The sequence below is a fragment of the Campylobacter sp. S4:11 genome (genome assembly GCF_024723695.1).
GTDB lineage: Bacteria > Campylobacterota > Campylobacteria > Campylobacterales > Campylobacteraceae > Campylobacter_D > Campylobacter_D jejuni_C.
The window spans coordinates 25,878-47,633 of sequence record NZ_JANQDC010000009.1; the positions used below are offsets into that span (position 1 = coordinate 25,878).

Sequence of the window (21,756 nt, forward strand, 5' to 3'; positions counted from 1 at the left end):
ATTTTCAAATTTATAACAATTATAGCTAAATGCTTATATAATTTTCTTTAAGGTTTAAAGATGATAGAACAAGCAAGTATAGAACAACTTTTACAAAAAACAGATATTGTTGATATCATAGCTCACTATGTTGAAGTGAAAAAACAAGGTTCAAGCTATGTATGCGTTTGCCCTTTTCATGATGATAAAAATCCTAGTATGCATATTAATTCCATTAAAGGATTTTATCATTGTTTTGCATGTAAGGCTGGGGGTAATGTTTTTAAATTTGTAATGGATTATGAGAAATTAAACTTTGTTGAAGCAGTGGAAAAAGTCGCTTCGTGGAGTAATTTTTCACTTACTTACACCTCACAAAAACAAGATAACAAAAAATCCATCATCCATATCTTACCTATTCTTAATGCTTTTTATAAACAAAATTTAGCTAAAAATAAAGAAGCTTTAGTTTATCTTTATAAAAGAGGTTTAAATGATGAAGATATTAGAACCTTTGAACTAGGATTTGCACCAAGCTCTAATGAAACACTAAGACTTTTACAAAATGAACAAATCACTCAAGAAGAAGCCCTAGAAGTAGGTGCAATAAAACAAAATGAAAATGGTGCTTATGCAAGTTTTATCAACCGCATTACTTTTAGTATTTATGATCATAAAAATTTACTCATAGGTTTTGGTGGTAGAACTTTAGATGAAAACAATATGGCAAAATATGTTAATTCACCCCAAAGTAAACTTTTTGACAAATCACGCGTTTTTTATGCACTCAATTTAGCAAAAGATGCTATTTATAAGCAAAAAGAAATGATAATTTGCGAGGGTTATATGGACGCTATAGCCTTTCATAAAGCAGGATTTAAAAATGCTGTAGCAGTTTTAGGAACAGCTTTAGGTGAAAATCACATACCTTTAATAAAAAGACTAGAAGCAAGAGTGATTTTGTGCTTTGATAATGATAATGCAGGACTTAATGCTGCTGTGCGTTCAGCACATTTGCTAAGTTTAGCAAAAATTGATGGAAAAGTAGTCTTAATAGAAGGTGGAAAAGATCCGGCTGAACTCGTAGCAAGCCATCAAGAAAAATTACTTTTTAATATTTTAGAAAAAGGTATAGAACTTGGAGAATTTTATATAAGAAGTTTAATCACAAATTTTGATTTAAACTCAGCACTTAGCAAGCAAAAGGCTTTAGAAGAGGTACAAAAATATACCTTTAGTCTTGAACCTTTAATAGCAAATTCCTACACTACTTTAGTGGCAAATCTTTTAGGTGTAAATGTTAGTGATATAAGGCTTTCTAAAAATACAAGAAAAAATATAAACTTTACCAATCCCATCAAACAAAGCAAAATCAATAATATAAGCGAGTTGGAGCTTTTGAAATTTTTATATGAAAACCAAAAAGCCATAGGACTTTTTAAACTTTTAAGCACAAAAGAATATTTCTTACATCAAGACATTGCTAAAGCTATTTTAGAACAAAAAGACTTTAATGATCCTAGTATAAGAGAACTTTATGAGGTTGAAAATATTAAAATTTTAAGCAATTTAGAAGAATTTTTATATGCTATTTGCAAAATTAATTTTGCTTATTTTAATAAATTAAAAAATATAAACTTAAAGCAAGCACTTAAAAAGCAAATTTATAATTTACTCAATCAAAATTTAGAAAAAATCAAAAAAAACTATCAAAACGATGAAAAATTTTTTAATCATCTAATGGAAGTTTTAAAAAATATACAATTTTTAGATGATGAGGAAAGCTTAGAATTATTTTTAAGTAGATTGCAAAAAAATATAAAAGATAAAAAAGCAATTCATCATAACTTTGAAGAAGAAGTTTTTTAAATAAAAACTTGTATAAAAATTAAAAAACATTTATTACAATATGCCAAAAATTTCGAAAGGAAAAAATGAAAGCATTAGCACTTTTTAGTGGTGGGCTTGATTCTATGCTTGCTATAAAACTCATAAGCTCTCAAGGTATAGAAGTAAAAGCTTTAAATATCAATATAGGCTTTGGTGGCACAAGTGATAAAAGCGAACTCATGGCAAAACGCGCTGCTATGGCAGGGGCTAGTTTTGAGATGATAGATGTGAGAAATGCATACTTACAAGAAGTTTTATTTAATCCTCAATATGGCTATGGAAAACATTTTAACCCCTGTATAGATTGCCATGCTTTTATGTTTAAAACCGCTCTTTCTATGTTAAAAGATGAAAATGCAAGTTTTATCATCACAGGAGAAGTAGTTGGTCAACGTCCTATGAGCCAAAGAAATGATGCTATGGCTAAGGTAAAGAAACTAGCTCTTGATGAAGAAGATTTAATCTTGCGTCCAATGTGTGCTAAAAATTTACCTTTAACTAAGCCCGAACGTGAGGGTTGGGTTGATAGAGAAAAGTTAGAAAACATAAGTGGAAGAAGTAGAAAAAGACAACTTGAACTAGCTGCCAAATTTGGTTTTGAAGATTTTGAAAGTCCAGGTGGTGGATGCTTGCTTACACTTGAGAGTTTTTCAAATAAAATCAAAGATTTCATTAAATTTGATAAAAATATGCAAGTTAATGATGCACAACTTTTAAAATACGGACGTCATTTAAGACTTCCAAATGGCTCTAAAATGATAATAGGTAGAAATGAGCTAGAAAATCAATTTTTAAAAGAATTAAAAACTCAAAAATATGAAGAATTAAAACTCTTTGATTTAATAGGTGCTTATTCTTTAGTGGATGAAAATATCAATCCTCAAGATCTTGATCTTGCATTTAGCATAGCCCTAACTTATGCTAAAACTCAAAATAATACAAAATACAAAATAGGCTTTAAAGATAAAATTTTTCAAAGTATGGCCTTTGAAGATAAAAACAAAATTCAAGAGTATTTTATAAATTAAACTACCCTTTAAAGGGTAGTTTTTTAAAATTTCTTTCTTCTAACATCTGCCACTATTTCAGCCGACATTAAATCAACCTCATTTGCTACAGAATTAGTTGCATGTGCAATTTGTGAGTTTTCTTTAGTTAAACCATCTATTACTGAAACAGCTTGATTGATTTGTGAAATCCCTAAAGCTTGCTCTTTAATACTCTCACCCATTTCATTAATAGATTGAACTAAGATATTAGTATTAGCTTCAATCTCACCTAAAGACTTTTGAGTTCTTTCTGCTAGGTTTCTAACTTCATCAGCAACAACAGCAAAGCCACGTCCATGCTCACCTGCACGTGCAGCTTCAATAGCAGCATTTAATGCAAGTAGGTTAATTTGATCTGCAATATCTCTGATAACATCAGTTACATCTTTAATATCACTACTTTGTTTAATAACCTCTTCAGTTCTTGCTGCCACTGCATTCATAGAAGCACTCATTTCTTCAACTGCGGCCGCACTTTCTTGTAAAGAATCAGCTTGTTTTTGCGCTCCTTCATTAAGTTGAGTAACGCTTTCTTTTAATGAATCAGCTTTTTGTTGCAATACTTCTCCTTGATTTAAAGAAGTTTGAAGCATTTTTCTAATTTCTGCACCAACTGCATTAAGTGATTTTTCTATCTCACCTTCTGCATTATCAAGTTTATCTGAAAAATCAAGATTTTGAAAACTAGCAAATACTCTTTCTATTTCATTTAAGTCTTTACCAATTTTCATTTGCATATCATCAAGCATTTTATTTAGTACTTCTTTTAGTTCTACAAGCTTTGGATTAACAGGATTTGCTTCTATTCTTTGAGTAAAATGTCCTTTTTCTATATCACAAGAAACTTCTAAAATATTTTGCACGGTTATATCGTCTTTTTCTAAACATGTGTGAATATATTGAACATTGTCATTAATCATTAACGCCATTTTTCCAAGCTCATCATTATATCTAGGAGTTAAAACTTCAACTGTCGAAGCTTCATGATTTAAATATTTAAAGAATTTCATTAAGTGAGTTTGCAATCTTTGCACTCTTATGGAAACAATTCTTTTTACTGAAGTGCTAATAACAATCACAATAAAAATCACTGCTATAACTGAACTAACTAAAATAATATTCCTTAAATCCACGATAGGTGCATATACAGATTCATTTGGAACAATAGCCAACATAGCCCAATGAATTCCGGTGTTTGGCCACACTTCAAATACTCTTATAGCACCATGATATTCACCGCCATCATCTGCTTTATAGTCAATCGCTCCAGCGTGAATAGTTTTTTGTGCTTCAACTACATGTGATGCATTTTTATTTACTTCAGTAATTTTCTTTGTCACAAAATCTGCATTTGGATGTGTAGCTATAACGCCATTGCTTGCTATTAAAATTCTTCTTGCTCCTTGATAAATTGATCTTGATGAATCATTTAAAAACGTAGCAATAGGCTTAAGATCAAAAAGCATACCAACAACACCTATTGCTTTACCTTTTTTATCTGTTATAGGCGCAGCAACATTAAGTCCTAGAAATTTATTTCCATGAATGTTATACCATCTTGGCTCACCAAAATAAAGCTTATCACCGCTCATTAAATTTTTAATAGCTTGAGTACTTGCAACCTCTTCGCTTGCTGCCAAAGTTTCCATACCACCAGAATTTACAATATCAGCATCACGCATTAAAATCATAAATTCATTTTGGTTTGTAAAATATTTATCATCAACACCTAAATTTCTATATGCTGTTCCATCTTGCAAAAAATAATAACCATAAGCAATCTCTCTATTAGCATCAATAGCCTCTCCAAGAATATTTTCTATTCTTTTTGGATTTATGGCACCTTCTGAAATAAGATTATTTAAAGTTCTTTGAGTACCTATAGCGCTTACAAATAAAGATTTTATAGAAGCTTCAGCTTGATTACCGTAACGATGCACAGATGCTACAAGTGTATTTTCAATTTGAGTGTTCAATACAGATGTAGAGCGATTAATAATAATCAAAGACAAAATACTCAAAATTAAAATAACAGTGATAATTGTTATTGCAACAATTTTAACGCCAAGACTCCAATTACGCATTTTTTCTCCTTGAAAATTAATTAGTAAAATTTTTTCGTAATTATAAATACTTATTATTAAATAAATATAAAAATTATTATATTTTTGTTATATTTTAAAATAATTGTAAATAATTCTAACTATTTTACTCAAAAACCTAAAAACTGGGGGGGGGGGAATGGATTTTTAGCTAATAATTTTTATTATTTGTATTTAAAATATATTAAATTTTATAAAATCACTTGTTCCATCTTCACTGATAATACAAAGAACATATTTACCTTTTTTTAAGTCTAAAGGCAAAGTCTCTTCTTTACCTTCGAAAATCAATTCCTGATTTAAATACCAAAAAAGCTTTTCTTTTTTAGGATTTACAAGTTTTACCAGTAGTTTTTGCTTACTTTTTAAGTCTTTTGGCAAAACAATATTAAGATTATTTAATGGATATATGATTTTTAAATTTTGGTTAGAACTTTGTAAAATTTGTTTTTCTTTAGCAAAAAAAGCTTGAGCGTTAGAAGGTAAATTTAATATAATCTTTTTCTTTGCGTGAATAAAATTTTTATCTAAAGAATCAACTTCTTTGTTTTTGTACATAAAAACTTCTTTTAAAAATGGTGAAGTTCTTAAGATATTTGCACTTTGTGGGTAAAGTACTTCTTTAAAGCCAAATTTATAATCATATCTATATCCTGTTTGATTTTCAATTTTGATAGTAACTAAATCATTAGGTTTTTCAAATTCTAAATTAATTCTATCAAGTAAAGCTAAAAGCTCAAAAAACAATTCCCCTGCTATACTTACACCATATAAATTTGCATTTGCTTCGCCATTAAAATTTCCAACCCATACTCCTAAAGTATATTTTGGAGAAGTTCCTATAGCCCAAGCATCTTTTCTGCCATAACTTGTGCCTGTTTTCCAAGAGATGATAGTATTAAAATCATACTGTTTCAAACCCACTCTATCTAAATCCTTTAAAGTTTGCAAGGTTAAAAAGCTTGCTCCATCACTAATAAGTTTTTTATCTTCTTTAGTAAATGCATTTTCTTCATATAAAAGCTCTTTAAAATTTCCATAATTTCCAAGTCCTAGATAAATTTTTACCATATCTTCTAAACTAAACTCTTTTGTACCCAAAATCAAAGAAAGTCCATATTTTTTAAAATTTTCATCTTCAAAATCTAAAATATCTTTGAGTTTATAAAAAAACTTCTCATACCCATATTCTGCAAGTAAGCTTACAAAAGGAATATTAAGTGATTTTTGTAAAGATTCTTTTACGCTAATAAAACCATGGTATTTTTTATTTGCATTTTGTGGAGCAAAATTGGAAAAAAATGTAGGCACATCAAGCACTAAAGATTCAGGCACTATAAGCCCTTCATCTATGGCAAAAGCAAAAAGTAAAGGTTTTAAAGTTGAACCCACACTACGCTTTGCTATCACCCCATCAACTTGACCAAAACTTGCAAAATCATAAAAATCATTAGAGCCTACATAAGCTAAAACTTTATTTGTTTTAGTATCTGCTAACAATATAGCTAAATTTTTTATGCCTTTTTGTTGTAGTTTATAAGAATATTCTTTGGCTTTTTCTTCGAATTTGATTTGAATCTTTTTATCTATACTAGAAATGATTTTTTCTTTATCTACTAAAAGCCTACGCGCTAAATGCGGAGCTAAGTTTTTTCTTGCTTTAAAGCTAGGAAGTTTTTCAGCCTTTGCAAGAGTTAAGATATCTTTAGAAAAATATCCCTTTTCAAAAAGCCTATCAAGTAAGGCATTACGTTTTTTTAAAAGTCTATCTTTGTTTTTTTCAAGATTAATTAAACCCGGATTATTAGGAAGCACAGCAAGCAAAGCTGCTTCACTCCAAGTAAGATCTTTTAAATCTTTTTCAAAATAAAACAAACCAGCACTTGCAACACCTACTAAATTTCCTCCATAAGGAGTATTGTTTAAATAAAGCTTTAGAATTTCATCTTTTTCATAAGCACTTTCTAAAGCAAAAGCTTTGATGATTTCATTAAATTTATTAAAATATGTGCGTTTGTTTTGCTCTAGCAGTTTGATTGTTTGCATAGAAATTGTACTTGCACCACTTCTTTTACTTGAAAAAAGATTATTTTTAAAAGCTCTTATAAGTGCTAAAAAATCTACTCCATAATGAGAATAAAAATTTTTATCTTCATATAAAATAACTGCACTTTTTAATTTTTGCGGTATAAACTCACTCTCTAAATGCCATTGTTCATTAGCATCTAAAAATACACTAAGAATTTCTTTATTTTTATCAAGCAAAACCTTACTATAAGTGCCTTTAAATAAATCCTTGCTATCAAAACTAAAATAAATCAAGCCCATGTAAAAACATAGGCTTAAAAAGCATATCGCAAGGCTTATTTTAATTTTCACTGCACTACTTTGACTTTTTTACTCTCACTTAAAGTTCTATAGGCATTATCATACATTGCTTCAGCATAAGCTCCACTCAAAGTATAAACACCCGGAGTAACAGCGCTTAATTTCACAAAAAATTCTCTTGATTCATCAGAATATAAAGGGAAGAAATACATGATCTTATCATCTCTTATATCAACAAAATCATAATAAGAATTTTTCACAAAATCAGGAGTTTCATCATCTAAAAGATCCTGCACTATCTCCCATCCACTTGGTAAAATTTGAGTTAAAGCTATATTAGAAGCACCTGGATAATTTTTATTTGATATTTTTAATTTCATATAAAAAATTTGAGAGCTTTTTATAGCACTTTCATCTATTTCATTTCCATTTTCATCATAAAAACTTCTTTCTATATACATACGCTGTGCAAAAGGCTCAGCAATACCTTTTTTAATACCCTCTACTCCAAAATGTACAAAAGTATCTTCTTTAGCTTCTATCAAAGCACTGCCTTGATTAAACTCAAATTTAGAAAAACTTGCATTGAGCTTTTTACTCTCACCATTAATTTTTACTCTTGCATTGATAACTTTAGAGCTTTCATCACTAAAGCTATTTGCCAAAGCATATAAAGCATAGCCTGTGCTTTGAGTGCTAAGCCAAGCTTGGCTTTCTAAAGTTTTTTTAATATCATCTAATAATTCATCATTATCTTTACCATAGATTATTTTATACGCATTTGCAATAATAGCTTCATCTCTTAAAAAAGATCCATAAGTATAAGTGTAATTAGTTTTTTCATCAGGCTTTGTGCTTAAGTTTTTAGCTATATTTAAAGCTACCTCATCAAAACCTGCTAATTTATAAGCTGCGCTAAGTTGCCAAAGACTTACATTGTTTAAGCTTTGCAAATAAGCACTATCTTCATAAATAGCATTCATTATGCTTAAATTTGGCTCTTTGGCTAAAGCTAAAAGATATAAAGAATTTATTCTAATTTCTTTATTTGTTTGAGCTTTTAAAACATAGCGTTTTTGATAATCAAGCCATGCTTTAAACATTCCCTCACTCACATAATAGCCTCTTTCTTTAGCCAAAATCATAAACATACCTGCATAGTTACTTCCCCAAGCATCAGAATCTTTAAGTCCTTGCCAATAAGCAAAGCCACCATTAGCAGTTTGAAAATTTGCATATTTACTTAACAATGTATTAATATTGTTGATATTTTTTTGTTCATTTGCTCCTTGATCAAGTTTTTGCAAAAAAAGTTGTGGTAAAACTGCTGAAGTGCTTTGTTCTATACATCCATAAGGATAATTTTGCAAGTATTTTAGTCTATGATTTATATTCAAAATAGGCTTAGAACCCACACTCAAAAACGCCACTGGATTAATATAATCTTGTGTAATTTTAAACTCCATAGAAGTATTTGCAGGAATTTTAAAAGATTTACCCTCATAAGTAATGGTATTTATAGCTTTTATATCAATTTGCGTATTTTGAGTATAGGTGTAATCTTTTACATTTAAACTTAACTCTATTTCTTCTACTCCAAGCTTGTTTGAATTTACTTTTGCATTAACATAAATATCTTTGCTTTTTTCATTGTCAAAATCAATCAAAATTTCATCGTTTTCAAAATTTATGAGTGAATTTTTTGTTTTTAGTTTAAGTTTTGCATTTTTTACATCATCATCTACCTTAAATACTTGCACCAAAAGCTTAAACTCATCATCAAGTCTTAAAGCCCTTGGTAAAGTTTCAAGCATCACAGCAGGTGCACTAACTTGGATATCTTTAGAAGCACTGCCAAAACCTGCTAAGTTGTTTGCCACCACCATAACTCTAACCGAACCTAAGTATGATGGCATATTAAATTTTAATTTTGCATAACCATTTTCATCACTTTGCACTGGCTCTTGAAACAATACAACCGGTTTAAAGCGTCTTGTTTTTTCATCGTTTTTGCTTTTATTTGCTCTACTTTCTAAGAAAACATCACCACCTGTAGTTAATACCTTAGAAGCATTAGAAATATTTTTAGCAATGATTTTATCATAGGTATCATATATGCTCATATTGAAGCGAATTTTTTGATAAAAATACCCCCAAATATCTGGAGTTTTAAAAGCATTCACATCAAGCAAACCTTCATCTACAATAGCTAGTGTATAAGTATAACTTTGTTTATTTTTACTTTGAATTTCTACTTCAAAATCTTGTTTTGGCATGATTTTATCCGGTGCTTTTAAATCAAGCTCGATTTTACTTTGTTCATCTACTACATTTAAAGGCACCACGCCAAAAAGTCTTAAGGCTCTATCATTAGTATATTGATCATAATCTTGAAGTAAAATCACGCTCACATAAACATTTGGCATATATTCTTTAAGAATAGGAATTTCAACCTTTGTAATATCTCCATGTGTATCTATCACAAAGCGTTTTAAAATCTTTGCATTATCATTTAAAGTAACAATAGCTTTTGCACCCTTAACACTTTCAAATTCTATATAAGCTGTTTCATTTGGTTTGTATTCTTTTTTATCACTTTTAATCTTTAAAGAACTCACTATATCAGCATTACTTGGCGCACCAAAACTACTAATATAAAAAAACTCTCCTGTGCTTGTTTTACTTTGTGTATCTTCAAGTTCTATGAACATTTCACCATGGTATTCTTTTGGATCAAACTCAATTTTAACTGGTTTATCTTTGCTTAAAATAGTTCCTTGAGTAATGATTTGTGTGTTTTTATCTTTTTTGAGCGATTTTAAAAAATCATCATAATTATCATAATCCCACCACCAAGAATAATCATTTGCATAAATAGTGTATTTAATTTCCCTATTTGCTATTAAATTCTCATCTAAATCACCCACAATGGCTTCAAAATTGATAATAGAACCCGAGCTTAAATAGTGATTTTTTAAACGCTTAATACCCACAAAATACTCATGCAATATCACTTGTGAATTCACAAGCGCTTCAACCGATCTTGAACCTTTTTCAAAAACCCTAGCCCTTATGTTAGCTTCAAGATTATATGGAGTATTTTTAAAAAAATCATTTAAAGCAAATTCTTGCTTTACAAAGCCATTTTCATCTAAAATACCTTTTAAATTATCTTGATATTTTTGCACTAAAACACTAGGATTTGAAAAAATATACTCTGGATATTTTGAATTTTTATATTCTTTTTTATTCACAAATAAATCAGCTTGATATTGTAAATTACTCGCTGGTGCTCCAAAAAGATATTTTGAGCTAATATTAAAATCTAATTTTTCATTTTCTTTTATGGTTTTTGGAGCTTGCATGGATACTTTTATACGATTTGGCACTATATTTTGCACTAAAATTTCTTTATCAAAAACCGCATTTGCAAATTCAACCCTAGCTAAATACACTCCGCTTAAAGCTTGTTGATCAAGTGAAATCTTTTTATAAAAAGTTCCATTGCTCAAAGGATCAAGCTTGATTTTATCTAAAAGCTTTTTATTGCGTGGATCAAAAAAACTTAAAAATATAGGGTGATTAACAGCTCCTTTATCATTTCTTGCAACCATAGTTAAATGGATAGCATCACCTGGTCTATAAACCCCTCTTTCTGTGTAAATAAATACTTTATTTTGAGAAGTCAAATCAAAACCATCAACATCAAAACCATCATATAATAAAGGCGAACTTAAACGTAAAACAGAAGCTTGCTTATCTTTTGAAGCAATGATAAATAAAGCTCTTGACTCATCAATATCATCAAAAACAGCCAAACCATTATCATCGCTCATTTTAGAAGCTAAAATTTGATTGCTTTTGCTAATTATATCAACCCTGACCCCACTCAAAGCCTTTTGCGTGGTAAAATCCCTCACATCTACAAAAAGCTTTTTATTTAAATTTTGAGTAATTAAAGCTATATCTGAAAAAATTAAGTTCTTACTTACTTTTGCCTTTTGGTTGAAAAATCTATATTTTTTCCAACTCTCCATTCCCTCATCAAAAACATAATCGACATCTTCTTCTTTAAAATAAAGCTTGACTATAAATACACCACTTAAATCTTTTAAACCATCTAATACTATTTCATTTTCTTGCCATTGATTTTTAGTGTTTTTTATATCAAAATCCTTTTTTAATACTACTTCGCTAGTGTAATCACTCTCTGAAAAAATATCACTATCATAATCACTTAAATTTTTTGCACCTTGAAGGTTTTTATATCTTAAATATTCACTTAGGTTGTTTGAAAAGACTTGATAAACTTCCAAATGAACTTTTTTAACATTCATACTCTTAAAAGCTATTTTTTTGCTTGCTTTACTAGATAAAAATACTCCTTGATTTGTAAAACTTATAGAAGGCTCATAGTCTTTTAAACTTACTTGAGTTTTATAATTTTCTTTTGTGCCAATTCCATTAGCACTTTTAATTCCTTGAGCAAGTTGAATTTCATAAGTTTTATTCGGAGAAAAATCTCCTGTGAGTTTGATTTTATTTCCAAAAGCCAATGCTTTAAAATCTACTTCAGGGTCAATAAAAATCAATTCTTTTAGATTTTGATCTTGTGAGATATTTTGAGAAAAAAGTAATTCTATGTTTTTATTAACTATATTTGCATTTTGAAAAACAAATTCACTCTTTGCAAGCAAAATATACTCTAAATCTATATTGTTTTCTAAACCTAAAATATTTTTATCAAAAACTACTTTTATATTAGTATTAGTATTTTTAATATTAAGTGCTTTAGAATACACACTTGCTATATCACCTTGAATGATAATTTTATCTACTTGAATTTCTTTTTCTTGTGTAGTAATTTTAATAGCTTTTAACAACTCGTCTTTATTAAGAGTATAAAAACTTTGAATATTTAAGACTAACATACTTTCATCATTTGAAATGTTTTGAAAATATCCTTTAATATCTAGCTTTTCAAAAGGAGTTTGTACTTTTAAATGTACTTTTTCATCAGCTAAAATATCATTTAAATCTATAAAAATATCGTATTTTTGGTTTGCTTTCAAAGTTGTTAAAATATTTAATCTTGTAGGCGTTTCAAACTCGTATTTAACTTTTGTCTTTTGATTATTAACAACAATCTCTCTTTCTTTTATAACACCTATTTCTTGGTTAATAATATTAGTGTTAAACTCTACAAAAACACTCTGTGTATTTTCATTAAAGCCATAAGCTCTTATAGCAGAACTTTTATCCTCATTTTTAGAACAAGCAACTAATAAACCTGCAAGTAAAAAAGCAAAAAAATAGTGTAAAAATCCTCTCATATATACCTCATTTAGTAAATTTTTCAAATTATATCTAAATTCACTCTTGCTTCACTCAAAAAATTATATAATTCTTGCATAAAAATAAAGGAGAAAAAATGAAAAAGAAAATCACTACGTTATTAGCAGCTTTAAGCCTTTCAGGCTTTGCTTATGCAGATGGAATTTATGGGGTAATTGTAGATGTAAATGATGGCGCAAAGACTATTTTAATTGACACTACTTATGGAGAGAAAATGAATATAAAAATTTTACCAAATACAGAAATTGATATGGATGATTGTGGTATTTTTGGTATGGATAAATACGGCACCTTTAGAGACTTAAAAGTAGGAACTTTTATAGAAGCTGAAGTTTTTCACGGCTATGCCCAAACAACACCAAATCCACAAACTCCAAATCAAGTTCAAAATATAACCGCTAAAGAAATCAAAATCGAATGCAAAAAAAGAGCTTATTAAGCAAAATAACTCCTAAAAAGGAGTTATTTTAATGCGTTTTTTTCTTATATTAATTTGCATTAGCACTTTTACATTTGCTTATAAAGTTCAAGGTATATTAAAAAACACCTCTGCACACACATTAAGTATTCAAACAAGTTTTAATAATAACTTAATTATTACCATTTTACCCCAAACAAATATAGATATTTATAACTGCAGAATTTTTGGAAGCAATAAAAAACAAGCCAATGTGCAAGATCTAAAAAAAGGAAGCCTTGTTAAAATTAAAGGCAGCAAAAATGGAAGTATTATCATCGCTGAAAAAATAGTAGTAGAGTGCGATGATCAAAGAAGAGCTTATTAAGATAATAACTCTTCTTTATCTTCTTTGTTGATTTTTTCTATATAAAGGCTTTGAGAAGGAAAAGCAAAACTTAATTTATTTCTTTCAACAATTTTCATTAACTCAAGCAAAATGCTTTGTCTTGCTGCTCTAAAACCTGCAGCATCTACTGCTTTAGTATAAAAATACACCTCTATATCAATAGAACTAGCACCAAAACCGCTCACAGCTACATAAGTACTATTTTTATAACCTTCTAAATCATTTACTGAAACTAAATTTTGTCTATATCTAGCACGTGTTCCACCGTGATTTAACGCACTATCATCAACTTGAGCTATCAAAGGGCTAGTGGCTAGTAAATATCTTATATCTTCTACACATTGTTCAAGTTGTTCAGGTTTTGCATCATAAGTTACACCAACAAATAATTTTACATGGCGTCCTATTTTTCTTTTACTCCAATTTTTTATGTTTGTTCCCATTATGGTTGAGTTTGGTAAAAACACCAAAGAATTATCAAAAGTCCTAATGGTTGTTTTTCTGAGTCCAATTTCAACTATAGTTCCTTCTATACCTGAAATTTCAACCCAATCGCCTTGATTAAAGCTATTATCAAAAAGCAAAAGTACAGAAGCAAAGAAATTTGCGATAATATCTTTAGCTGCTAATGCCACAGCTAAACCGCCAATACCCAAAGATGCAATCAATGCCGAAATATTAAAACCTAAATGAGCCAAAACAAATAAAACAGCTATTACTATGATAATAAAATATAAAATTTTAATGATTAAATTCACAACTTCACGCTTACCACTTTTTTCAGCAAGCTTTGCCACTATTACCATACCATAGCTATCAAAAATATTTATCACAAGCCAAGCAGTTAAAATGGTATAAACTATAGATAAAACATTGCTAACTCTTATATCTACAGGCGCAGGATAATAAAAAATAGTAAAACAAATTCCAATAGCATAAGCAAATAAAAACCAACCTACCGGCCCTTGAAGCTTTTCCAAAAAATGGGTTTTTATTTCCATATTAGCTGAATTTTTTCCAAACAAACGTATTAACATAAAATACAAAATCTTTGCGAGATAAAATTTCAAAGAATAAAATAAAACAATAACAATAACAGAAATAACTATCTTTCCAACATTCACACCGCTAATAGAAGTTTGCTCATTGATGTAATTAATTGCATTTTGTAACCCTAAACCTGTAAATAAAAAATTTGTCTCAAGTAGATTTGCATTGTTTCTTAAATAAACTAAAATTTCATTATAAGATTTGATAGTATTTCTTAAATTATTTTCATTAGTTTCTAAAGTTCTAAGCTGGGTAATATCATTAATTTTTTCTTTATCTAAGGTAAAGTTAAATACCAAATCTTCCTTAAGCATGTCAATACTTTTATCAATAACATTTTTTATTTCTTGACTTTGTGCTCCTTGAGCAAAAATCTTTTCTAGCTCAAAGATACAAAGATAAAAATGTTCTGCAGAAGTTAAATTTAAAAGCTTTATTTTATTATCTACATACTCATAATATCTTTTTTTAGCCTGTGCATTTTCAACACTTCTTTGTAAAATATTTTTAGTTTTTAAAAAATCTTTTGCTTCTTTATCATCAATTTTTTGAGATACCATTTTTAAAGGAAGGGCAGTCAAAAGCGTAGTTTTTTGCTTTTCTATTTCTTTAATATTATCTTGAAACTCAGTATTATTTACATCACTATTTTTAAAACTTTCTAAAAGCAAATTAAGCTCTATGTAATTTTGCACTAAAGTAAAAATACTATCTTTATGTTCTAAAGAATTTTTTTCTTGCGCATATAATATATTAATAAAACAACATAATATCACTATAGTAAAAAATTTTTTCATGCTTTTTTTATCCTCTCTTGAATTAAAATAAAATTTTCAAAATTAAAATCATATTCATAAATTTCTCCTGTCTCGATAATATAATACCAAGCATGAAGTTCGATTTCTTTTTTATTTAAAGCATCTTCTATGCCTGGATAGGTTAATAAATTTTGTAAAGAATTAACCAAATTCATTTTTTCTGTCATCCAAGCACGCATAGCTAAATCACTTCCTGCTACTTGCAAAACTTTACTTTTTATAGACTCAAGCAAAGTAAGCCATTTTTTAACATTGGGCATATTTTTTAAATCATTTTCATTTGCATACAAAGCCGCACATCCTCCACAATTACTATGCCCACAAACTATAACATTTTTTATATGCAAAGAATTAAAAGCATATTCAATAGCTGAAGTAGTTGCCAAAAAATCATCTCCTACCCTATAAGGTGGGACTATATTGCCTATATTTCTTATAACAAAAAGCTCTCCTGGACCCGTATTGGTAATTAAATTTGGTATTACTCTTGAATCAGCACAACCTATAAAAAGCGTATGAGGATTTTGCTTATTTTTTAAACTTTTAAAAAGTTCTGCATGCTCTTTAAAATCTTCTTGCATAAATTTTAAAGCACCATTAATCAAGTCTTTCAATAAAAGTCCTTTTTTGCATTTTAATAAAGAATTATACTAAATTATTTTTACTTAAAACAAATCGATTAAATTTATTTTTTATTGCATTTTTATGTGGTTTTAATCTTTCATTTATCTTTTTTTTGTAAATTTTAGTTTTAAAAATTATTGGAGGATTTTAATGAGTCTTTATGATAGAGATTATTCTAACTCTAAAACTCAAGAATTTGAAGGTTATGCTAGAAGCGATTTGAGCATTTTTATAAAACAAACTTATCAGCTTTTTGCTGCTTCATTGTTGGCTGCAACAGCAGGTGCTTACATAGGAATTTTTGCCTTAGCACATTTATTTGCACAATCTCAAGCAACTTTTTGGATTTTATTTATCGTTGAAATTGGTTTATTGTTTGCATTACAATGGAAAAAAAGAGAGGCTCCACTTAATTTAATTTTACTTTTTGCCTTTACTTTTGTTTCAGGACTTACTTTAACACCACTTCTTTATTCAGTTTTAGCACTTCCTGCAGGAGCTAGTATTATCGCTCAAGCTTTTGCTTTAACAACAGTAGCTTTTGGTGCTTTAAGTGTATTTGCTATGAATACAAAAAAAGATTTTACTATGATGGGAAAAATGCTTTTTATAGCTTTAATCGTTATCGTAGTAGCTTCTTTAATTAATCTATTTTTCCAAAGCTCACTTGTGAGTTTAGCAATTTCTGGAATTGGTGCGATTTTATTTTCTTTTTACATCCTTTATGATACTCAAAACATCATTAGAGGCAATTATGAAACACCAATCGAAGGTGCAGTTGCACTTTATCTTGATTTTATCAACCTTTTCATCTCTCTTCTTAATATTTTAAGAAGTTTTAATAGCAGATAAAATTTGCGAGATTTTTTCTCGCAAATTTTATTTACCTCTTTCAAGTTTTTATCAAACTTTTTAAGTTAAAATACTCATTTTATTTTCAATAAGGAAAATTCATGACTACTCTTTTAATTATTTTGCAATTTGCAATTGTTGTGATTATTTGTATTGCGGTTTTATTACAAAAAAGTTCAAGTATAGGACTTGGAGCTTATAGTGGAAGCAATGAAAGTTTATTTGGTGCAAAAGGTCCTGCAGGATTTTTAGCCAAATTTACTTTTGTGATGGGTATTTTACTTATTGCCAACACAATTGCTCTAAGTTATATGTATAATAACGCTAATTCTAATTCACTTGCTGAAAAAGCAGAACAAATTTTACCAAAAGCACCAGAAACAAACACAACTAGCATTCCAGTCGCACCAAGTGCTCCGATTAGTGAAAGCAATACTAGCAAATAAAAAAGGAAATACCATGCTAAATGAAATTTATACTAAGCAAAAACAACAATCAGACAAAAGTCTAGAGGCTTTAAAAAAAGATTTTACCACTATAAGAACTGGTAAAGTAAATATCAACATACTTGATCATATTCATGTAGATTATTATGGTAGTGCAACCCCGCTTAATCAAGTAGCAACGGTTTTAGCAACCGATGCTTCAACCATTAGTATTACTCCTTGGGAGAAATCAATGCTAAAAGCTATAGAAAGTGCTATAGCTGCAGCAAACATAGGGGTAAATCCAAACAATGATGGCGAAAGTGTAAAATTATTCTTCCCTCCTATGACAAGAGAACAAAGAGAAGAAAATGCTAAAAATGCTAAAGCTATGGGAGAAAAAGCTAAAGTAGCTATTAGAAATATTAGAAAAGATGCAAATGATGCGGTTAAAAAATTAGAAAAAGATAAAGCAATTTCAGAAGATGAGGCTAAAAAAGCTTATGATGAAGTTCAAAAGCAAACTGATAACTACACAGCAAAAGTAGATGAATTAGTTAAAAATAAAGAAGTAGAACTTTTAAAGGTTTGATAATGAACTTAGAACAAATTTATAAAGATTGTGGGGCATATTTACAAGGGCATTTCTTACTGAGCTCAGGAAAACACTCTGAGTTTTACCTTCAAAGTGCTAAAGTTTTAGAAAATCCGAAACTAGCGGGTGAGCTTTGTGAGGAGCTTGCAAAAGTTATTGCTAGTTTTAACATTGAATTTGATAGTATTTGTTCTCCTGCTTTAGGTGGAATTTTAGCAGGTTATGAGCTTGCTAGAGCTTGTAATAAACGTTTTATTTTCACTGAACGCGTAGAAGGAGTGATGAGTCTTAGACGTGGTTTTGAAGTAAAAAAAGGTGAAAAATTTATTATTTGTGAAGATATTATCACAACAGGTGGTTCAGCACTTGAGAGTGCGAAAATCATCGAGAGTTTAGGTGGGGAGGTAGTTGGCTTTGCAGCTTTAGCAAATCGTGGTTTTTGCGCGGTAAAAAATTTAAATAACCCAAGAAAAGAAAATGCAAAATTACCTGAAAATTTACCACTTTTTGCATTAGGAAATTTCGAATTTGACATCTATGATGCAAATACTTGCCCACTTTGTGAAAAAGGCACCAAAGCTATCAAACCTGGTAGTCGTGGAAACTAATGAAAACTAAAGCAAAAATAGCTACTCGCTTTTTAAGATTTAAAGCTTTTTTGATTGATCTATTTTTGCTTTATGTGCCTATTTTATATTTGTTTTATTTTACACTTGGTTCCAAAGAAGCCTTTTTAAACAATCAACTTATAATTTTTTTATGTTCTTTAATTTTTGGGCTTTTACAAGCCTTATTTTTAGCGAAAAAAGCCCAAAGCCCTGGACTTAAAGCTTATGATTTATACTTGATTGATCTTAAAAATGGCCAAAAACTTAATTTTTTTAGAATACTTTTACGCTATATTATTTTTATCGTAAGTTTTGGTTTATTAATTGGCTTTTTGGTAAGTTTTTTAAGAAAAGATACTTTGGCTTTGCATGATATTTTAAGCCAAAGTGTTATTGTAACAAAGGTAGAAAAATGAATAGAAAAAGAATTTACAACCCAAAATCAAATGAAACTTTAAATGATAGAAAAGTATTCAATGGTAATCCTCACGGGATTTTAAATTTCACCAAAGCAAAATATACTTGGGCTTTAAAACTTTGGGATTTAATGGAAGCAAATACTTGGTTTCCAAAAGAAGTAGATACAACCAAAGACGCGCTTGATTATCGCTGTAATCTAACCGTAGCAGAAAAAAGAATGTATGATTTAGTTTGGTCTCAACTTATCTCAATGGATAGTTTTCAAACAAACAATCTTGCTGATAATATTAATCCTTACATCACAGCACCTGAAATCAATGCAGTTTTAGCAAGACAAGCTTATGAGGAAGCAAACCACTCAAAATCTTATGCGGTAATGGTTGAAGCAATCTGTGAAAATACAGACTTAATTTATGAAATGGAAAAACACGATGAAACTTTAAGAGAAAAAAATGATTTCATTTCAAGTATTTATGAAGAACTAGCTGGCGAAGTAGATGATAATAAACTCTTGCTTGCTATGGTAGCAAATCAAATTTTAGAAGGGGTATATTTTTATAGCGGTTTTACCGCTATTTATGCTTTAGCACGCGCAGGGAAAATGCTAGGATCAGCGCAAATGATACGCTTTATACAAAGAGATGAGATTACTCATTTGTTATTATTTCAAAATATGATTAATTCTGTACGTAAAGAAAGGCCTGACTTATTTAATGATACTAATATAAGCAAAATCTATGATATGTTTAAAAAAGCAGGCGAACTTGAAATCAAATGGGGTAAATACATCACTCAAAATCAAATCATGGGCTTTACAGATGATATTATAGAAGAGTATATTCACTATCTTGTTGATCAAAGACTAATCGCTATTAATCTTGATAAAATTTATAATGCAAAACATCCTATTAAATGGGTGGATGATTTTTCTAAATTTAATGATCAAAAAAGCAATTTCTTTGAAAGCAAAGTTACAAATTATTCCAAGGGAAGTTTGAGTTTTGATGACTTTTAAGTCACAAAACTACCCAAAATTTTATATTTCTTAAACTAAAAATTTTATTTAATTTAATATTTTATTTTTATTTATTCTAATACAGTAAAATCCGCGGTTTTTATTTTAATCATAAGGAGTAATTATGGAGTTTTTAGAACTTTTATTAATTTTTGTTGCCATAGTTCTCATGATAGCTAAACCTGAAAAAGAAAAGTTAGCTTTTTCTATACTTGTAATTTCATGGGCTATTATGGTATTTGACTATTTAGGTCGTAAATCAGGCGCAATCTTAGGCCTAATGAATCTATAAAGGTGACGAATATGTATGATATTAATAAAACTAAATTCTTTTATTTTTTAATGTGCATGGCAGGTTTTTTAATAATTTTATTACCTGTTGGAATTGCAAATTTAATTTTTGGCTATATGCTAGGTGATAGCCCTTGTACTTCTTGCTGGGGTCAAAGAGAATCAATGATTTATATCGGTGTAGCGGCTTTATTTGTTGTGCGTTATGGCATGAAAGGTAAATTTTTAGCATTCCTTTTATTTGCAACTGCGTTTGGTTTATGGCAATCATTTAACCATATAAGTGGTCACGCACATCGTGATCTTGATCAAGGTTTTGGTTTACCTATTTTTGGTCTACACACTTATTTTTGGGCTGAAGTAGTGTTTTGGGCGGTTGTTTTACTACTAGGTGTTATTTTTGCTTTTGCTCCAAAATTTGGATCTTTTGAAAAAGAAATGGAAGGAGCTAGCTTTAGAAAATTAACTAAATTTAACTTAGCCGCTATAGTTATTGTTGCTTTTATTGTAGCTTCAAATGTATTCCAAGCTTTCGTAAGCACTGGTCCTATTCCATATAGTGGGCAAGGTGATCCAGTTCGCTTTAGTTTAAATCCTAAATACATCATTTGGGATGATTCAGGTTGGAGTAAAAGCTGGAAAAGTGTTTCTTTCTTAGGAAAACGCGATGTTAAAGAACCTGATTTTGCTTTTGCACCTGCTAGTGAAAAACTAGGCATTCAGTTTGATAATAATATCAGCAATGCTCCATTTGCAAGTATTGATGAAAATCTAAAAATAACAAATGAAACAAAAATTGATTTTCCTAAGGCTATTAACACTCTTGATTATATTAATGGAGAGTATGTTGCAAGTTCTAAATGGGAAGTATTTTTCTTAGATGATAATTTTAGTACTAAAGCAGATTTTCTATTAGATCCATATTTTTCAGCTACAATTAATCCTATCGTAGGAATTATTCCTTATTTAGATGACAAATATATCTTAATGGGCTCTAATAAATCTTTCTTAAGATTTGCTCAAAATCCTAATGCAGATGAAGCTTTACAATATGCTGATTTTATGAGAGGAGCAAATAATTTCGAAGGGCAAGGTAAAGATCTTGGTCGTGGTAGAATTGATACAGTTAGAGCTAAATTCCATCATGTTTTAAGCACAACAACAGATGGAAAATATATGTATACAGCAACTGTTCCAAACAATAAAGACGCTAAAACTTTTGTAATTTCTAAAATTTCTTTGGCAGATAGAATTCTTTCAGCTGAGTTTACTCCTAAAGCTGAACTAAAAGAAGGAAAAACTTTGGGCGATCTTTATGTAACTTCAATGGCATTTAAAGATGGTAAAATTTATGCATTAAGTAAAAAGCATAATGTTATTGCTGTAATTGATCTAGACAAAGAAGAAGTTGTAAAAACTATTTCTTATCCAGAAAATATAACTAATGCAAGAAGCTTATTCTTTAAAGATGGCAAAATGCATATCTTATCTTATCAAGATGGGTCAAACATCCTTTATACACTTGATTAATCTTAAGGCGTTTTTACGC

Annotated in this window: 16 protein-coding genes and 2 pseudogenes; 12 read left to right on the forward strand and 6 right to left on the reverse strand. The window is 29.3% G+C overall.

Features of this window, described 5'->3' with window-relative positions; genetic code table 11:
- Positions 1 to 60: 60 nt before the first annotated feature.
- Both dnaG and CAMP5053_RS04605 read left to right on the forward strand, forming a co-directional pair.
- On the forward strand, positions 61 to 1,848 hold the full coding sequence (gene dnaG / locus CAMP5053_RS04600; RefSeq protein ID WP_087699139.1) for a DNA primase: 1,788 nt from the start codon (positions 61 to 63) through the stop codon (positions 1,846 to 1,848).
- 65 nt (positions 1,849 to 1,913) lie between these two features.
- On the forward strand, positions 1,914 to 2,897 hold the full coding sequence (locus CAMP5053_RS04605; protein WP_214100431.1) for an argininosuccinate synthase: 984 nt from the start codon (positions 1,914 to 1,916) through the stop codon (positions 2,895 to 2,897).
- A 23-nt stretch (positions 2,898 to 2,920) separates the two neighbouring features.
- Here the strand turns inward: CAMP5053_RS04605 and CAMP5053_RS08640 are convergent.
- The 4 genes and pseudogenes from CAMP5053_RS08640 to CAMP5053_RS04620 all read right to left on the reverse strand — a co-directional run.
- Positions 2,921 to 3,301: pseudogene (locus CAMP5053_RS08640) on the reverse strand (methyl-accepting chemotaxis protein); the annotation flags it as partial.
- A 1,071-nt stretch (positions 3,302 to 4,372) separates the two neighbouring features.
- Positions 4,373 to 5,002, reverse strand: a pseudogene (locus CAMP5053_RS08645) (PDC sensor domain-containing protein); the annotation flags it as partial.
- Positions 5,003 to 5,194: 192 nt separating this feature from the next.
- On the reverse strand, positions 5,195 to 7,348 hold the full coding sequence (gene pbpC / locus CAMP5053_RS04615) for a penicillin-binding protein 1C (protein WP_337217372.1): 2,154 nt from the start codon (positions 7,346 to 7,348) through the stop codon (positions 5,195 to 5,197).
- Positions 7,349 to 7,395: 47 nt separating this feature from the next.
- A complete protein-coding gene (locus tag CAMP5053_RS04620; protein WP_337217363.1) occupies positions 7,396 to 12,681 on the reverse strand; it encodes an MG2 domain-containing protein in 5,286 nt (1,761 codons plus the stop codon).
- Positions 12,682 to 12,779: 98 nt separating this feature from the next.
- Here CAMP5053_RS04620 and CAMP5053_RS04625 point away from each other — a divergent pair, with 98 nt between their 5' ends.
- Both CAMP5053_RS04625 and CAMP5053_RS04630 read left to right on the forward strand, forming a co-directional pair.
- Positions 12,780 to 13,142, forward strand: coding sequence for a hypothetical protein (locus tag CAMP5053_RS04625; RefSeq protein ID WP_087699863.1), 363 nt, complete (start codon positions 12,780 to 12,782; stop codon positions 13,140 to 13,142).
- 31 nt (positions 13,143 to 13,173) lie between these two features.
- On the forward strand, positions 13,174 to 13,488 hold the full coding sequence (locus CAMP5053_RS04630; protein WP_087699861.1) for a hypothetical protein: 315 nt from the start codon (positions 13,174 to 13,176) through the stop codon (positions 13,486 to 13,488).
- On the opposite strand, the gene CAMP5053_RS04635 is transcribed toward CAMP5053_RS04630, so the two are convergent.
- Positions 13,485 to 15,356, reverse strand: coding sequence for a mechanosensitive ion channel family protein (locus CAMP5053_RS04635; protein ID WP_087699859.1), 1,872 nt, complete (start codon positions 15,354 to 15,356; stop codon positions 13,485 to 13,487). The two genes, CAMP5053_RS04630 and CAMP5053_RS04635, sit on opposite strands and share 4 nt — an antisense overlap.
- Positions 15,353 to 15,991, reverse strand: a complete 639-nt coding sequence (locus tag CAMP5053_RS04640; RefSeq protein WP_087699857.1) for a carbonic anhydrase — start codon at positions 15,989 to 15,991, stop codon at positions 15,353 to 15,355. Before CAMP5053_RS04640 ends, CAMP5053_RS04635 begins: the two co-directional genes overlap by 4 nt.
- 160 nt (positions 15,992 to 16,151) lie before the next feature.
- Here CAMP5053_RS04640 and CAMP5053_RS04645 point away from each other — a divergent pair, with 160 nt between their 5' ends.
- The 8 genes from CAMP5053_RS04645 (at position 16,152) to dsbI (ending at position 21,737) form a co-directional block, all read left to right on the forward strand.
- On the forward strand, positions 16,152 to 16,853 hold the full coding sequence (locus CAMP5053_RS04645) for a Bax inhibitor-1/YccA family protein (RefSeq protein WP_087699855.1): 702 nt from the start codon (positions 16,152 to 16,154) through the stop codon (positions 16,851 to 16,853).
- A 101-nt stretch (positions 16,854 to 16,954) separates the two neighbouring features.
- On the forward strand, positions 16,955 to 17,299 hold the full coding sequence (gene secG / locus CAMP5053_RS04650; protein WP_087699853.1) for a preprotein translocase subunit SecG: 345 nt from the start codon (positions 16,955 to 16,957) through the stop codon (positions 17,297 to 17,299).
- 13 nt (positions 17,300 to 17,312) lie between these two features.
- Positions 17,313 to 17,870: a ribosome recycling factor gene (gene frr / locus CAMP5053_RS04655; RefSeq protein ID WP_066006378.1), complete on the forward strand. Its 558-nt coding sequence runs from the start codon at positions 17,313 to 17,315 to the stop codon at positions 17,868 to 17,870.
- A 2-nt stretch (positions 17,871 to 17,872) separates the two neighbouring features.
- Positions 17,873 to 18,481, forward strand: a complete 609-nt coding sequence (gene pyrE, locus CAMP5053_RS04660; RefSeq protein ID WP_337217364.1) for an orotate phosphoribosyltransferase — start codon at positions 17,873 to 17,875, stop codon at positions 18,479 to 18,481.
- Positions 18,481 to 18,897: an RDD family protein gene (locus CAMP5053_RS04665; RefSeq protein ID WP_087699849.1), complete on the forward strand. Its 417-nt coding sequence runs from the start codon at positions 18,481 to 18,483 to the stop codon at positions 18,895 to 18,897. Before pyrE ends, CAMP5053_RS04665 begins: the two co-directional genes overlap by 1 nt.
- The gene (locus CAMP5053_RS04670) at positions 18,894 to 19,916 is read left to right on the forward strand and encodes a ribonucleotide-diphosphate reductase subunit beta (protein WP_087699847.1); all 1,023 of its coding nucleotides are present in this window, start codon (positions 18,894 to 18,896) and stop codon (positions 19,914 to 19,916) included. Before CAMP5053_RS04665 ends, CAMP5053_RS04670 begins: the two co-directional genes overlap by 4 nt.
- Positions 19,917 to 20,040: 124 nt before the next feature.
- On the forward strand, positions 20,041 to 20,208 hold the full coding sequence (gene dba / locus CAMP5053_RS04675) for a disulfide bond formation protein Dba (RefSeq protein ID WP_087699845.1): 168 nt from the start codon (positions 20,041 to 20,043) through the stop codon (positions 20,206 to 20,208).
- Between the two features lie 11 nt (positions 20,209 to 20,219).
- On the forward strand, positions 20,220 to 21,737 hold the full coding sequence (gene dsbI, locus CAMP5053_RS04680; protein WP_337217365.1) for a disulfide bond formation protein DsbI: 1,518 nt from the start codon (positions 20,220 to 20,222) through the stop codon (positions 21,735 to 21,737).
- Positions 21,738 to 21,756: the final 19 nt, after the last annotated feature.

What these genes read in the sequence shown, in the direction of transcription:
- dnaG (WP_087699139.1), top strand. Translation starts at nt 61, where the DNA reads ATGATAGAACAAGCAAGTATAGAACAACTTTTACAAAAAACAGATATT.
- CAMP5053_RS04605 (WP_214100431.1), top strand. Translation starts at nt 1,914, where the DNA reads ATGAAAGCATTAGCACTTTTTAGTGGTGGGCTTGATTCTATGCTTGCT.
- pbpC (WP_337217372.1), bottom strand. Translation starts at nt 7,348, where the DNA reads ATGGGCTTGATTTATTTTAGTTTTGATAGCAAGGATTTATTTAAAGGC.
- CAMP5053_RS04620 (WP_337217363.1), bottom strand. Translation starts at nt 12,681, where the DNA reads ATGAGAGGATTTTTACACTATTTTTTTGCTTTTTTACTTGCAGGTTTA.
- CAMP5053_RS04625 (WP_087699863.1), top strand. Translation starts at nt 12,780, where the DNA reads ATGAAAAAGAAAATCACTACGTTATTAGCAGCTTTAAGCCTTTCAGGC.
- CAMP5053_RS04630 (WP_087699861.1), top strand. Translation starts at nt 13,174, where the DNA reads ATGCGTTTTTTTCTTATATTAATTTGCATTAGCACTTTTACATTTGCT.
- CAMP5053_RS04635 (WP_087699859.1), bottom strand. Translation starts at nt 15,356, where the DNA reads ATGAAAAAATTTTTTACTATAGTGATATTATGTTGTTTTATTAATATA.
- CAMP5053_RS04645 (WP_087699855.1), top strand. Translation starts at nt 16,152, where the DNA reads ATGAGTCTTTATGATAGAGATTATTCTAACTCTAAAACTCAAGAATTT.
- secG (WP_087699853.1), top strand. Translation starts at nt 16,955, where the DNA reads ATGACTACTCTTTTAATTATTTTGCAATTTGCAATTGTTGTGATTATT.
- frr (WP_066006378.1), top strand. Translation starts at nt 17,313, where the DNA reads ATGCTAAATGAAATTTATACTAAGCAAAAACAACAATCAGACAAAAGT.
- pyrE (WP_337217364.1), top strand. Translation starts at nt 17,873, where the DNA reads ATGAACTTAGAACAAATTTATAAAGATTGTGGGGCATATTTACAAGGG.
- CAMP5053_RS04665 (WP_087699849.1), top strand. Translation starts at nt 18,481, where the DNA reads ATGAAAACTAAAGCAAAAATAGCTACTCGCTTTTTAAGATTTAAAGCT.
- CAMP5053_RS04670 (WP_087699847.1), top strand. Translation starts at nt 18,894, where the DNA reads ATGAATAGAAAAAGAATTTACAACCCAAAATCAAATGAAACTTTAAAT.
- dba (WP_087699845.1), top strand. Translation starts at nt 20,041, where the DNA reads ATGGAGTTTTTAGAACTTTTATTAATTTTTGTTGCCATAGTTCTCATG.
- dsbI (WP_337217365.1), top strand. Translation starts at nt 20,220, where the DNA reads ATGTATGATATTAATAAAACTAAATTCTTTTATTTTTTAATGTGCATG.